At 73.9% G+C, this 13437-nt stretch carries 13 protein-coding genes; 9 read left to right on the top strand and 4 right to left on the bottom strand.

Annotated elements, in window-relative coordinates; all coding sequences use genetic code 11:
* Positions 1–53 precede the first annotated feature (53 nt).
* From AB0K05_RS33500 to AB0K05_RS33490, 3 genes are all read left to right on the top strand, one after another.
* The gene (locus AB0K05_RS33500; protein WP_364234555.1) at positions 54–770 is read left to right on the top strand and encodes a class I SAM-dependent methyltransferase; all 717 of its coding nucleotides are present in this window, start codon (positions 54–56) and stop codon (positions 768–770) included.
* A gap of 66 nt (positions 771–836) precedes the next feature.
* Positions 837–2045 (top strand): adenylyl-sulfate kinase, encoded by a 1209-nt coding sequence (cysC, locus tag AB0K05_RS33495; RefSeq protein WP_364234553.1) that lies wholly within the window; start codon positions 837–839, stop codon positions 2043–2045.
* The gene (locus AB0K05_RS33490; RefSeq protein ID WP_148029123.1) at positions 2042–2923 is read left to right on the top strand and encodes a sulfite exporter TauE/SafE family protein; all 882 of its coding nucleotides are present in this window, start codon (positions 2042–2044) and stop codon (positions 2921–2923) included. Before cysC ends, AB0K05_RS33490 begins: the two co-directional genes overlap by 4 nt.
* On the opposite strand, the gene AB0K05_RS33485 is transcribed toward AB0K05_RS33490, so the two are convergent.
* The gene (locus AB0K05_RS33485) at positions 2868–3902 is read right to left on the bottom strand and encodes a hypothetical protein (RefSeq protein WP_364234815.1); all 1035 of its coding nucleotides are present in this window, start codon (positions 3900–3902) and stop codon (positions 2868–2870) included. The genes AB0K05_RS33490 and AB0K05_RS33485 overlap by 56 nt on opposite strands.
* 343 nt (positions 3903–4245) lie before the next feature.
* On the opposite strand from AB0K05_RS33485, the gene AB0K05_RS33480 reads away from it, so the two are divergent.
* The 6 genes from AB0K05_RS33480 to AB0K05_RS33455 are packed head-to-tail and all read left to right on the top strand — an operon-like array spanning position 4246 to position 10732.
* On the top strand, positions 4246–5559 hold the full coding sequence (locus AB0K05_RS33480) for a Wzz/FepE/Etk N-terminal domain-containing protein (protein WP_364234550.1): 1314 nt from the start codon (positions 4246–4248) through the stop codon (positions 5557–5559).
* Complete coding sequence (locus AB0K05_RS33475; RefSeq protein ID WP_364234547.1) at positions 5556–6824, top strand: hypothetical protein; 1269 nt, start codon at positions 5556–5558, stop codon at positions 6822–6824. The genes AB0K05_RS33480 and AB0K05_RS33475 overlap by 4 nt, the downstream gene beginning before the upstream one ends.
* Positions 6821–7720 carry a hypothetical protein gene (locus tag AB0K05_RS33470; RefSeq protein WP_364234545.1) on the top strand — a complete coding sequence of 300 codons (900 nt, stop codon included), beginning with the start codon at positions 6821–6823 and terminating at the stop codon, positions 7718–7720. The genes AB0K05_RS33475 and AB0K05_RS33470 overlap by 4 nt, the downstream gene beginning before the upstream one ends.
* Positions 7717–8571 carry a sulfotransferase gene (locus AB0K05_RS33465; RefSeq protein ID WP_261808289.1) on the top strand — a complete coding sequence of 285 codons (855 nt, stop codon included), beginning with the start codon at positions 7717–7719 and terminating at the stop codon, positions 8569–8571. Before AB0K05_RS33470 ends, AB0K05_RS33465 begins: the two co-directional genes overlap by 4 nt.
* Positions 8559–9818 (top strand): polysaccharide biosynthesis C-terminal domain-containing protein, encoded by a 1260-nt coding sequence (locus AB0K05_RS33460; RefSeq protein WP_364234543.1) that lies wholly within the window; start codon positions 8559–8561, stop codon positions 9816–9818. Before AB0K05_RS33465 ends, AB0K05_RS33460 begins: the two co-directional genes overlap by 13 nt.
* Positions 9815–10732 carry a sulfotransferase gene (locus tag AB0K05_RS33455; protein WP_364234541.1) on the top strand — a complete coding sequence of 306 codons (918 nt, stop codon included), beginning with the start codon at positions 9815–9817 and terminating at the stop codon, positions 10730–10732. The genes AB0K05_RS33460 and AB0K05_RS33455 overlap by 4 nt, the downstream gene beginning before the upstream one ends.
* Before the next feature lie 12 nt (positions 10733–10744).
* Here AB0K05_RS33455 and AB0K05_RS33450 read toward each other — a convergent pair whose 3' ends face one another.
* Genes AB0K05_RS33450 through AB0K05_RS33440 form a run of 3 tightly spaced genes read right to left on the bottom strand, consistent with a single transcriptional unit; the run spans position 10745 to position 13397 of the window.
* Positions 10745–11590 carry a WecB/TagA/CpsF family glycosyltransferase gene (locus AB0K05_RS33450; protein WP_364234539.1) on the bottom strand — a complete coding sequence of 282 codons (846 nt, stop codon included), beginning with the start codon at positions 11588–11590 and terminating at the stop codon, positions 10745–10747.
* Positions 11587–12510: a glycosyltransferase gene (locus tag AB0K05_RS33445; protein WP_364234536.1), complete on the bottom strand. Its 924-nt coding sequence runs from the start codon at positions 12508–12510 to the stop codon at positions 11587–11589. The genes AB0K05_RS33450 and AB0K05_RS33445 overlap by 4 nt, the downstream gene beginning before the upstream one ends.
* Entirely contained in the window at positions 12507–13397 is an 891-nt protein-coding gene (locus AB0K05_RS33440) for a sulfotransferase (protein WP_364234534.1), read from the bottom strand. The genes AB0K05_RS33445 and AB0K05_RS33440 overlap by 4 nt, the downstream gene beginning before the upstream one ends.
* Positions 13398–13437: the final 40 nt, after the last annotated feature.

Raw genomic sequence — 13437 nt, 5'->3', positions numbered from 1 at the left:
CTGACTCCTGAAGATGCGCCACTATTGGCGTTCCTGTGATTACTGTGGGTCACATGTCTGAGGTGCGGGCGGTGGCCCGGGGTGGGGGTCTGTTCAGTCAGCGGATCCGCGAGCAGTGGGCGGGGCAGCTCGGCCGGCGGCTGGACGTGCTGGTCGCCGGGTGCGCGCACGACGAGCCGCTGGTGCTGGACCGGATCGAGACCCGGGTGTCCGGGATCGACGAGGACCTGCCGGAGATCCGGCGGGTGGTGGAGGAGCGGGCCGACCTGGTGACGTGGTCGCTGGGCGATCTGCGGTCGGCGCCGTTGCCGCCGCGCTCGTACGACGTGATCCAGTTGTCGTTCCTCCTGGAGCGGATCCAGCACGCGGAGCTGGTGTTCGACCGGCTGCTGCACGCGTTGCGGCCGGGCGGGCTGGTGCTGCTGCGGATGCGTGACCGCGAGTCGGCCTACGGGCTGCTCGACCGGCTGACCCCGTCGTGGGTGCGGCGGCTGCTGTGGCGGCGGCTGGTCGCGGAGGGCACCCCGGGGCCGCTGCCGGCCAGGTACGGGACGCTGGCTTCGGCCGACGGGATGCACGCGTACTGTCTCGCCCGGGGCCTGATGGTCACCGACGAGGAGCGGGCGACGAGCGGGCCGGCGATGGGCCGGGTGGGGTCGGCGGCGGTGGCGGTGACGGCGCAGCTCACGCGCGGCCGCTATCCCGCCAGCCACGACGAGATCACCATGGTGATCAGGAAGCCGCACTACCACTTCGCCCGTCTCATCTAGTATCTCCCCGGCGCCAGCGGGTAGGGTTGCCTACCATTGCAGTCGGGATAGTTGGGATCAATCACCGTGGAGTGGACTCCGGAGCCGCGCGAGCTGGCCGATCTCGAACTGCTGCTGTCGGGGGCGTTCCAGCCGCTGACCGGGTTCCTCGGCCATGACGACGTGCACGCGGTGCACGAGCGCGGCACCCTCGCCGACGGCACCCCCTGGCCCGCGCCGGTGACGCTCCACCTGCCCGAGGGCGCGGGCGGCGAGGTGACGCTGCTCGACCCCGAGGGCGTCCCGCTGGCCACGCTCACCGTGACCGAGCACGGGCCCGACGGGCTGGCCGCGGGGCCGGTCAAGGGGCTGGGCGCGCCCGAGCACGGCCCGTTCGCCCGCCTGCACCGCACCCCCGCCCAGGTACGCGACGAGCTGGGCGGGCGCCCCGCGCTGGCCGTCACGATGCGCGGCCCGCTGGACGACCTGGACGAGGTGGCGGCCACCGCCAAGGAGATCGACGCGGTGATCGTGCTGCTGCCTCTCTCGTACGGTGAGGACGGCCCCGGCGTGGTCAGGGCGGCGCTGCGGGCCAGGGACCGGCTGCCGGCGGGCACGCTCGTCGTCCCGGTGCCGCTGGCGCCGCGAGAGGAGCCCGAGATCGACCTGGAGCTGCGCGAGCACGTCGCGTCCGCCTACGGCGCGGCCGAGCACCTGGCGGGGCCCGAGCCGGTGCGCATCCCCGGCCCGCCGCACCGGCGCGGGCTGGTGGTGTTCTTCACCGGCCTGTCCGGGTCGGGCAAGTCGACGATCGCCCGCGGGCTCCGCGACGCCCTGCTGGAGCTGGGCACCCGGACCGTCACCTACCTCGACGGCGACGTGGTGCGGCGGCTGCTGTCGAAAGGGCTGTCGTTCTCGAAGGAGGACCGTGACCTCAACATCCGCCGCATCGGGTTCGTGGCCGCCGAGGCCGCCCGCCACGGCGGCCTGGCCATCTGCGCCCCGATCGCCCCGTACGCGGCGACCCGGGCCGAGGTGCGGGAGATGGTGGAGTCGGTCGGCGCCGACTTCCTGCTCGTGCACGTGGCCACGCCGCTGGAGGAGTGCGAGCGGCGCGACCGCAAGGGCCTGTACGCCAAGGCTCGGGCCGGGCTGATCCCCGAGTTCACCGGCATCTCCGATCCCTACGAGGAACCCGACGACGCCGAGCTGGTCGTCGACACCACGCACGTCTCGGTCGAGGCCGCGGTCGAGCGGGTGCTGGGCACGCTGCGCGCCGGAGGGTGGGTGCGATGATCGACTTTCCGCTGATCGTCGGGTCCTTCCTGGTGGCGATCGTGGTGGGGCTCACCGGCATGGGCGGCGGCGCGCTCATGACGCCGATGATGATGCTGTTCTTCAACGTGCCGCCGCTGGCCGCGGTCTCCAGCGACCTGGTGGCCTCGGCCGTGATGAAGCCGGTGGGCAGCTTCGTCCACCTCCGTCACGGCACCGTCAACCTGCGGCTGGTCTGGTGGCTGTGCGCGGGGTCGGTGCCGACGGCGTTCTGCGGGGTGTTCCTGGCGCGGGCGTGGGCGGTGGGCGACGGGGTCAAGTACGCGCTCGGGGTGGCGCTGCTGCTGGCCGTCGCGGGGCTGGCCGCCAAGACGCTGATGGGCGACAGGGGAGGCACGGCGGGCGCGAACGAGATCCGCGTGCGCCCCATCCCGACCGTACTGGTCGGTATGGTAGGCGGATTGATCGTGGGGGTCTCCTCCGTGGGCTCCGGTTCGCTGATCATCGTGGCGCTCATGGCCCTCTACCCGGCGCTCAAGGCCAACCAGCTCGTCGGCACCGACCTCGTCCAGGCCGTGCCGCTGGTCGTCTCGGCCGCGCTCGGCCACCTGCTCTTCGGTGACTTCCAGTTCGACCTGACCGTCTCGCTGCTGATCGGCTCGATCCCGGGCGTCTATCTCGGCGCGCGGATCTCGTCCCGCGCGCCGGGCGGCCTGATCAGGGCGATGCTGGCGATCGTGCTGCTGGCCTCGGCGCTCAAGCTGCTGAACGTGGACAACATGATCACGCTGGCCGCCCTGGCGGTCGCCACCGTGGTGATCGTGGTCGGCTGGCGCCTGCGGGTCAGGGCCGCGGCACGCGCGTCGCGCGGAAGTGCGGATCTCTCGCGAGCTCGGTGAACGCCTTGCCGGCCGTCTCGGCGGTGTCGAACCTGGTGTCGCCCCGCGGCGCGTGCGGCGAGTCGAAGTAGACCATGGCCTTGATCTGCGGGTAGCGGCGGATCTGGTGGCGCACCGACTCGAAGAACGCCCGCTTGAAGGCCGGGTCGTCGGGCCGCTCGAACACCCCCCACTCGGCGATCATGACCGGTTTGCCGGGGAAGCGCCACTGCATCCACCGGTAGAAGCCGGGCCACTCGTCGAAGTCGGCGCGCGTCTTGTTCACCAGGGAGCCGAAGTCCTGCACCCGGTGGTCGGCGTAGGGGTCCATGGCCACCCAGTCGACCACGTCGTCGCCCGGGTAGAGCTCCTCGAACCAGGGTTTGACCGCCCAGTTGGGGGCGCCCATGTAGGTCATGACGGTGACCGCGTTCTTGACGCCCTTGTGGCGCAGCCGGAGCACCACGTGGCGGAACATCGCCGCGTAGTCCTTGGCCCGCATGCCGGAGCCCGCCGCCGAGCCGACGTCGTTCTCCGGCTCGTGGTGGATGGTGAGGAAGAACCGCTCGGGGAACGTCCGCCTGAGGTGGTCGGCCAGCCGGTCGATCCGGTCGTCGACGGCGCCCCCGGCGACCTCGGCCCAGGTGTGGGTGAGCGACGGCTTCCAGTTGATCAGCAGCAGCCGCGGGTGCTCGGGATCGCGGGCGAGCCGGATCTCCTTCTCGTTCGGGAACAGCTCCTTGCCCCGGTGGTAGACGTGCACGATGTCGGCGGGCGCGGCCATCCGCCGCTCGGCGCTCGCCACCGCCTCCACCACGTCGAGCCCGGTGAAGATCTCCGGAGCGATGCCCCACCAGGCGCCGCATGACGGGATCAGCCGGCCGGTGACCGCGCAGTCGGGCGAGTCGGCGACGAGCGGGGGGTTCCCGGCGCGGGCAGGCCTCTGAACGGCGCCGCCCGGCCCCGCCGAGCAGGCGGCGAGCACGGCGGCCAGCCCCACCGCCAATCCGGAGAAAGCTGCTCTATACGGAAATACCCGTCGAGCCACAATCGTCGCCCCCTTTTTCCCAGGACCCCCGCCCTATCAAACCTGAACCTTGCCACGCCATTCCCGGAACTTCAGCCAGAGCCGAACTCCTCCCAGCTCAACCCACCCGCCGACCGCCCCGACAAACGCCGATAAATCGCTTTATAAAGGTACGATTCCGCGCCCGTACGAGAGAAAATCTTGCGGATCTCGCGTGACCGATAACCCGCGCCCCTATAGTGGGCGCACACCACGGCGCGTGACGCAGAGTCGTCAGTAAGCGACTATCCGCACACACTTCAGGGAGACTCGCCTCATGAGCCTGCCGCCGGACCGTCCGGTTCACCGTTCCGGCGCCGATCTGGGAGACCATCTCGCCCTGCTCCGCCGGCGCTGGCTGCTGTTCCTGGGATGCTTCCTCGCGGGCGGCACCGTGGGGCTGGCGATCATGCGCGTCACCCCGCCCGCCTACACGGCCACCACCTACGTGCTGGTCACCTCGGTGGGCGTCCCGGAGCCCGGCAACCAGGTGACCAGCCGGCAGCGCGAGCAGCTCAACCTCGACACCGAGGCACAGATCGCCCAGTCGGCGGTGGTCGCCACCAGGGCCGCCGCGCAGGCGGGCACCGCCGACCTCGAACCCGTCGAGGTGTCCGTCCCGCCCAACTCGTCGGTGCTGACGATCTCGGTCACCGCCGCCGAGCCCGGCGACGCCGCGCTGCAGTCACGGGCGTACGCGCAGGCCTACCTGGAACACCGCGCCGACAGCGCGCGCGCGGAGATCGCGGCGCAGCAGCAGCTCGTGGCCGTCAAGCTGCGGCAGGCGAACGCCGCCCTGTCCACGGTCATAGGCGAGCTGCCCGCGCTGCCCAGAGGAGGCCCCGAGCACACCCGCGCGGCGCTCCGGCAGACCGTGCTCTCCCGGCAGGTCGCCGTGCTGACCCAGAAGTACGACGCGCTCAAGACGGTCACGGTGACGCCCGGAGAGGTCATCAGCGCCGCCACCCCTCCCCAGGACCCCAGCTCGCCCAGCCTACCGCTGCACCTCGGGTCGGGGCTCATGGCCGGGCTGCTGATCGGGGCGGCGGCCGCGCAGGCGCGCGACCGGCTCGACACCCGGCTGCGCACGGCGGCCGACGTCGAACGGCTTACCGGGCTGCCCGTGCTGGCCGACGTGACCCGCCCGCTCGACCACGGCGCGCTGCACGAGCTTTCTTCGGCCGTGCTCGCCTCGTGTCCCGGCAAGCGGCTGCTGGTCAAGGCGGTCCCCCCGGCGCTCGGCGGCACGCCGGTGGCCGTGCCGCTGGCCGCGAACGTGCCGCTGGCCGTGCTCGACGGCACCGACGTGGGCGACCTGGCCAGAGCGGACGCGGCGCTCCTGCTGATCGGCCTCGACGGGGCCGACGCCTCCGACGTGGCGTCCACCGTACGGCTGCTCAGCAGGCAGAGCGTGCCCATCATCGGCGCGGTCACCACGACCGACCTGACGGCCGAGCCCGTCCGGGCGCCGCGCGGCCAGCACACCTCGCTCGGCAAGCTCGTCGCCAGCGGCGAGATCGAGACGGGCATCGGCGCCAGGACCACCGCGCCCATGCACCCGATGCGGCGGCCCCCCGGCTCGGCGACGTGAGAGGACCCGCATGGCCCGTCGCGGCGCTGCTGCTCGGCTACCCGCTCTGGTGGGCGCTGGGGTTCGGCGGGCTGTCGGTGGTCGTGCTGGCCGTGCCCATGGCGGTCATCCTGTGGCGGCGCAGGCCGGTCAGGGTGCCGCCCGGCTTCGGGCTGTGGGTGCTGCTGATCGCCGGCTACCTGCTGAGCGGCCTGATGCTGGGCGAGATGCCGCCCGGCACCTACGGCGAGCTCGGCGCGGGCCGGCTGATCGGCTACGGGATGCGCCTGGCGCTGTACGTGGCGGCCCTGATCCTGGTGGTCTACCTGGGCAACCTCACCGAGCGGGAGCTGCCGCAGCTGCGGCTGGTGCGGATGCTCGGGGTGCTGTTCCTCACGGCGGTGGCGGGCGGGCTGCTCGGCGTGTTCGTGCCCGGCCTCTCCTTCACCTCCCCGCTGGAGCTGGTGCTGCCCGACTGGATCTCCGAGCACCCGTTCGTGCAGAACCTCGTCCATCCGACCGCCGGGCAGACGCAGAAGGTGCTCGGCCACGCGCTTCCCAGGCCGGAGGCGCCCTTCGAGTGGGCGAACGCCTGGGGCGGCAACCTGTCGGTGCTGCTCATCTGGTTCGTGGTCGGCTGGTGGGTGTACGGCTCGCGCCGCCGCCGGATGCTGGCCGTGGCGCTGGTGGCGGTGGCGGCCGTGCCGATCGTCTACTCGCTCAACCGGGGGCTGTGGATCGCGCTCGGGCTGGCCGTGCTCTATCTCGCCCTCCGGGTGGGGGGCCGGACCCGGATGGCGCTCTGCGCGGTGACGGCCGCCGCGGCGCTGGCGTTCGTGCTCAGCCCGCTCGCTCCCCTGGTGGCGAAGCGGCTGGACAGCCCGCACTCCAACGACATCCGGGCCTTCACCGTCTCGGCCACCGTCGCGGCGACGGGCCACTCCCCCGTCATCGGCTACGGCAACACCCGGCGCGCCATGGGCAGCCATCGTTCGATCACCACCGGCAAGACCTCGTGGTGCCCCGGCTGCGGCCACCCGCCGCTGGGCAGCGACGGTCAGCTCTGGCTGCTGCTGATCTCGCAGGGGCTCACCGGGGCGGTGCTCTACGTGGCGTTCTTCGCCGGGGCGATCCGCCGCCACTGGGCCGACCGCTCGCCGATCGGGCTGGCCGGGGTGCTGGTGATGTGCCTGGTCCTCTTCTACATGCTCGTCTACGACGGCCTGGTCACGCCGCTGAGCCTCTACGCGATCTCGTTCGCGCTGCTGTGGAGGAACACCTCATGAACGACGCCCGGATCCGGCTGATCTACCTGGCCGGCACGATCGACCTGCTCTACCCCGGCCCCGGCGGGCAGCGCGCCTACACCCTGCTGCCCCACGCCCGGCTGCCGCGCCGGCTGGCGCCGCGCCGCTGGTGGCATCCGGGCCGGCCGCTCGCGCTGCCCACGCACGGGTCGATCGCCGAGCATCTGGGCGAGGTGTTCGGCGCCCCGGTGGAGACCGTGGTGCACGTACGGCCCGCGCGCCGGGCCAACCGTAAGCCGGTGCTGGAGGCGTACCGCGGGGGCGAGCGGATCGCGTACGTGAAGATCGGCGACACCGCGCGGAGCCGCGCCCTGGTCGCCAACGAGGCCGCCGCGCTGGACCGGCTCGCCGGCCGGGCGCTGAAGACCGTCGTCGTGCCCTCGGTGCTCCACCACGGGAGCTGGCACGGTCTCACCGTGCTGGCGCTGTCGCCGCTGCCGGTGCGCCGGGGGCGGGTGACCGCCTCGCTGCTGACCCGCGCGGTCGAGGAGATCGCGGCCACCGGCGACGCCGGCGGGCACGCCTGGCACGGCGACCTCTCACCGTGGAACCTCGCGCCCTCCGGTGACGGGCGGCTGCTCGTGTGGGACTGGGAACGGTACGAGACCGGCGTCCCGTACGGGTTCGACGCCCTGCACCACCTCTTCCAGCGGGCGCTGCGGCGCATGGACCCGGCCACGGCGGCGCGTGCCTGCCTGGCCCGGTCGGGGCGGACGCTGGCCCCGCTCGGGCTGTCGGCGGCGCAGGCCAGGCAGACGGCGCTGCGCTACCTGATCGCGCTGGCCGACCGGCACGCCGCCGACGGCCACGAGCCGCTCGGCCCGCCGGGCCACTGGCTGAACCCCCTCGTCGACTATCAGGAGGCCCTGCTGTGAAGACCGCGAAGCAGACGGCGCTGTCCGTGTCCAGGACCACCGGGCGGATGACCTCCGCCGCGCGGATCCTGCCGTCGTTCCTCATCATGGGCGCCCAGCGGTGCGGCACGACCTCGATGTACCGGGCGCTCGCGCAGCATCCGCTGCTCTACAAGCCGGTGCTGCGCAAGGGCGTGCACTACTTCGACACCGACTACTGGCGCGGGCTGCAGTGGTACCGGGCGCACTTCCCGCTGAAGGTCGGCACGGCGCTGCTCACCCGCCGGTTCGGCGGGCTTCCGCAGGCGTTCGAGTCGTCGCCCTACTACCTGTTCCACCCGCTGGCGGCCGAGCGCATCGCCGCCGATCTGCCAGGGGTGAAGCTGATCGTGCTGGTGCGCGACCCGGTCGAGCGGGCCTGCTCGGCGCACGCGCACGAACTGGCCCGCGGGTTCGAGACCGAGGAGAGCTTCGAGCGGGCGCTGGAGCTGGAGGAGGAGCGGGTGGCCGGGGCCGAGGAGCTGCTGCGGACCGGCCCGCACGCCGTGCACCACGCCCACCGCCACCTCGCCTACCTGGCCCGCGGCCGCTACGCCGACCAGCTCGAACGGCTGGAGCCGCTGTTCGGGCGGGAGCGGATCATGGTGATCGACAGCCACCGGTTCTTCGCCGAGCCCGAGCCCGTCTACGACCGGCTGCTGCGTTTCCTCGGCGTGGCGCGGTTCGGTTACCCGGGCTTCTCCCGGCACAACTGGCGGCCGCGGCCCAAGCAGCTGCCCGACTCGCTGCGGCGGGAGCTCATGGACGGGTTCGAGGAGCACGACCGGAGGTTGGTCCGCTGGCTGGGCGGTGAGCCGTCGTGGCGGTGCTGAGACGGGTCGCCCGGGGCGGGCTGGCCGGGGTCACCGGGGCGGCGGTGGGGGCGCTGGCGCAGTTCCTCCTGGTCGTGGTGGTGACCAGGGCCTATCCGGTGGAGGTCGCCGGGGCGTTCTTCACCTCGATCGCGCTGGCGCTGATGGTGGCCGGGGTGGCGAAGCTGGACGCGGGGAACGGGCTGGTGTTCTTCATCGCCCGCGCCGAGACCTACGGATATCACGGCGTTTCGGGATATGTCAGGGCGGCGTTGGTGCCGGTGGCGGTCGTCGCGACCGCCACCGGCCTCCTGCTGTGGCCGGTGCTCGGCGTGCTCGCGCTCGTGCCGCCCGCCATCGCCGTGGCCGACGTGCTGCTCGCCGCCTGCCGGGGCTTCGGCTCGATGCGCCCGACGGTGCTGCTGGACGGGGTGCTGCTGCCGCTCTCCCAGCTCGCCCTGGTCGCGGCCGCGGCCATGGCCGGGCTCTCCGGCGCCTCGCTCCCCCTCGCCTGGGCGCTCCCGTACCTGCCCGTCGTGGCGCTGGCGGCGCTCGCCCTGCGCGGCCGGGCGCCGCGCACCCCCTACCTGCCGGGAACGGCACGCGACCTGTGGCGGCACACCGCGCCCCGGTCGGCGGCGGGCGCGATCCAGGCGGTGTTCCAGCGGCTCGACATCGTGATCGTGGCCGCGCTCGGCGGCCCGGTCCAGGCCGCCGTCTACACCGCCGCCACCCGGTTCAAGGTCGTCGGCCAACTCGCCGGCCAGGGCCTCGCCCAGGCCGCCCAGCCCCGCCTGGTGAAGGCGCTGGCCGACGGCGACCTGTCCAGGGTCAGGGAGCTCTACCAGGTGACGACCATGTGGCTGGTGCTGGCGACCTGGCCGATCTGGCTCGGGTACGCCGTGCTGGCGCCGTGGCTGCTGCGCGTCTTCGGCCCCGGCTACGCCTCGGCGGTGCCGGTGGCGCTGGTGCTGGCGGCCACGATGATGGCGGCGACGGGGTGCGGCATGGTCGACGTGGTGCTCACCGCGGCCGGCCACACCACCGCCAGCCTGCTCAACCTCACCGCCGCCGTCACCTGCACACTCGCGCTGGACCTGGCGCTGATCCCCTCTCACGGCGCGCTGGGGGCGGCGATCGGCTGGGCGGGCGGCGTGCTGGTCAAGAACGCGCTACCGCTCTGGCAGCTCCACCACCGCTACGGCCTGCGCCCGTTCGGCCGCCACAGCCTGGCCGCGCTCCGCCCGCGCACCTGGGCGGCGGCGTGAGCGGCCCGCCCGTGCTGGTCACCGGGCTGCCCAGGAGCGGGACGAGCTGGACGGGCAAGATGCTGACGGCCGGCGGTGAGCTGGTCTACGTGAACGAGCCGCTCAACCCGCAGCACCCGCCCGGCCACTGCCCCGGAGTCCTGCGCGCCCGGGTCTCGCACCGCTTCCAGTACATCTGCGACGACAACTCCGCCGCCTGGCTGCCCGCCTTCCGCGCCACCGTGGCCCTGCGCTACGGCTGGGCCGCCGAACTCCGGGTCAACCGCACGCCGTACGATCTGGCGCGCATGGTCCGGTACGGTGCCGCGTTCACCCTCGGGCAGCTGACGGGGCGGCGGGCGCTGCTGGACGACCCGTTCGCGGTGCTGTCGTCGGCCTGGTTCGCCGAGCGGCTGGGGTGCCGGGTGATCGCCCTGGTCCGCGACCCGGTGGCGTTCGTGGCGAGCTGGCAGCGGCTCGGCTGGACGATCTACTTCCACGAACTGCTCGAACAACCGCTGCTCGTCCGCGACCACCCCGAGGTGCTGCGCCTGCGCGCCCTGGTCGGCTCTCAGGACCGGGTGGCCAAGGCGGCGGCGCTGTGGCGGGTGACGCGCACGATCCTGTCGCGCGTCCCCGGCATCCTGGTGACCTCCTACGACGACCTGGCCGCCGACCCGGTGCCGGGCTTCCGCGACCTGTACGGGTACGCCGGCCTGCGCTGGAGCCCCGCCGCCGAACGCCGGATCGTCCAGGCGTGCACCGGCGGCGGCCCGCCCGCCGGCGGCTTCGCCTGGTCGGGTCTCTCGCGCACGGCGTACCGTCCCATGGACTCCCGCCTCGCCGCCCGCTCCGGCTCCCGCGGCCTCACCGAGGCGGAGATCGCCCGCGTCCGGGAGCTGACCGGCCCGGAGACGACCACCGTCCGAGCTTGAGTCGCCCGGCCGCTACGCGCGCCGTCCGCGCGGCAGGCAGCGGCGCAGCGCGCTCGTGGCGAGCAGGCGCGCGGCGAAGGGCAGGTCGTCCACCAGGTAGCGCCTGGCCAGCCGCCGGGGCTCGGTCATGAGCCGGTGCAGCCATTCCAGCCCTCGGCGGCGCATCCAGGCGGGCGCGCGCGACACCGTCCCGGCCGCGAACCCGATGGCCGCCCCGCACCCCAGGAACCACGCCTCGGGCAGGTCGCGCCGCAGCTCGGCGATGAGCAGGTCCTGCCGGGGGAACCCGAAGCCGGCGAACACGATCGCCGGCCGCGCCGCCACGACCTTCCGCCGCACCCGCTCCCGTCCCTCCGCCGTCCGGTCGAACCCGTACGGCGGCGCGTCCACCCCGCGCACCTCCAGGCCGGGACAGCGCCGCGCCAGTTCCCCGGCCGCCGCCTCGGCCACTCCCGGCGGCCCGCCCAGCAGGTAGACCGGCCAGCCGGCGCGCGCCGCCATCGCGCTCAACGACCAGATCAGATCCGCTCCCGTCACCCGCCCCGGCAGCGGCGTCCCGCGCAGCCGGGCCGCCCACACCAGCGGCATCCCGTCGGCCACCACCACGTCGGCCCCCGCCACGAGCTCGGCGAGCCCCGGATCCCGTCGCACGGCCCGGCAGATGTCCACGTTGGGCGTCACGATCCGCCCTCCGCGCCCCGCCGCCAGCTCGCCGGCCACCCACGCCACGACCTCGTCCTCGCCGACGGGGTCGATCCCCACCCCGCCCACGACCACCCTCGGCGCACGAGGCGGCGCCGCTCCGTGGGCACGGGTCTTCAGGGTCTCCGGCGTACGGGACCGGGTCTGGGCGGTCAAATGCCACGTCCTCGCTGGTGAAGAAGGGAGAGGACCGCGGAGGCAGGCAGGAGACCGGCGGCGACGGCCAGGGCCAGCAGGGCGCGGGGTTCGGCGGGGCGGGCGGCCCAGGTGCGGGCGGCCCACCGGGCGGCGGCGCGGCGGCGGCGCAGCGCGGCGTGGGCGAAGGCGAGCTGGCCGTAGACGCGGGCGGCGCCGCGGGAGTCGCCGGTCAGCTCGGGATGGCGGGCCAGCATCCACTCCAGCCCGGCGATCCGGTCGGACCAGCGGGAGGCGTAGTGGGAGCCGCCCCAGCGGACGCGGACCAGCGGCCGGTCGGCGCAGGCGATCGGGCGGCTCTTGGCGGCGCGCAGGGCGAGGTCCCAGTCCTCGTTCTGGCCGCCGGGCGCGCTCTCGTCCACCCAGATCACCCCGCGCCGGAAGAGGAACGTCGAGGAGTGCACCATCACCATCCGCGACCTCACCAGGTCGGCCGCCGTCACCGTCTCGGTCCCGGCCTGCCTGGGCACCACCCGGCCGCCGTACTCGACCTCGATCCCGCAGCTCGCGAACCACGCCCCGGCGTCCATCGCCGCCACCTGGGCGGTCAGCTTGCCCGGCAGCCACACGTCGTCGTCGTCGCAGAAGGCGACCAGGTCGCTGCCGCACGCGGCGATCCCGGTGTTGCGCGCCCCGGGCAGCCCGGGGCTGAGCCGGTTGGGCAGGACGCGCACCGGCAGCCCCGCCACCTGGTCCTCCACCACGCGGACGTCGACCCCGTCCGCGACCACCACCACCTCGCACGCCCCCGCGTAGTCCTGCGCCAGCACCCCCTGGACGGCCTCCCGCAACCACTCGCTCCGGTCGCCCCGGGTGCAGATCACGACACCGACCGACGGGGCGGAGCCACCCCTCGAAGGGCCTCCCGGTGAAGCTGTCATGTCGCGCTCCCGTACCCGTAGCGGGCTCTGAGCGGCCAGGTGAGGGCGGCGACCAGGCTCTGGCGGCGGCGCGGCAGCCCGTGGCGCCAGGTGTCGTCGCGGGAGAGCTCGATCGGCCCCGCCCCGAACCGCATCGGGTTGCCGGACGCCGTGTGGGCGGTGGTCAGGTGGGCGGTGGCGCCGTGCAGGAAGGGCAGCCGGGACGGCGGCAGCCCCAGCTCGCCGGCCAGCGCCCCGAGCGTGTCGCCGGGCGCCGCCACCAGGTCCTCGTAGCGGACCCGGGTGACGCGGGCGCCACGGCGGGCGAGCAGCTCCAGGGCGAGGTTCTGGGCCGTCCAGTGGACGGCGGTGCGCACGGGACCCCAGCGGGTCATCGGCCTGCCGTTCTCCGGGCGCTCGACCGTCCTGCCCCAGGAGTGGGCGACGGCGCGCGGCTCGCGCACGACCTGCACGATGTGCGGGTCCAGCCCGCCTTCGAGCAGGCAGTACGCGAGCGAGGCATGCTTGCTGGAGTCGACCACCAGACCGGCTCCCGCGACCCCGGCCGCGGCCTCGTAGAGCAGGCGGTAGGCCCGGACGTACTCGGGGAGGTCGGCGTGGGCGCGGCCGAGCCGGCGCGTGCGGTCGACCCGGCGGCGCAGCGCCATCACCCGCCCGGCCAGCCCGGGAGTCCATCCCCCGAAGGCCCTCTCCCCCACCTGCCGCCAGAACGGGCAGGCCGGGAACGCCCTCCCGCACCCGCACGGCTCACCGGCCAGCACACCCCGCTCCCACAGGTGCACCACCTCACCGAGCGGCGCCACCCCGGGCAGCTCGCCGAGCAGGCGTTCGAGCAGGGTGGTGCCACTGCGGCCGAGGCCGCCCAGGAAGATCACACGTGGGGTCACGGACGGAGCTCCACCTCGCGGACACGGAACGTGGAGACTC

The organism is Nonomuraea sp. NPDC049486 (assembly GCF_040676925.1).
GTDB lineage: Bacteria > Actinomycetota > Actinomycetes > Streptosporangiales > Streptosporangiaceae > Nonomuraea > Nonomuraea ferruginea.
The sequence above is the reverse complement of the archived record's forward strand: the minus strand, read 5'-3'. Positions and strand labels throughout refer to the sequence as shown.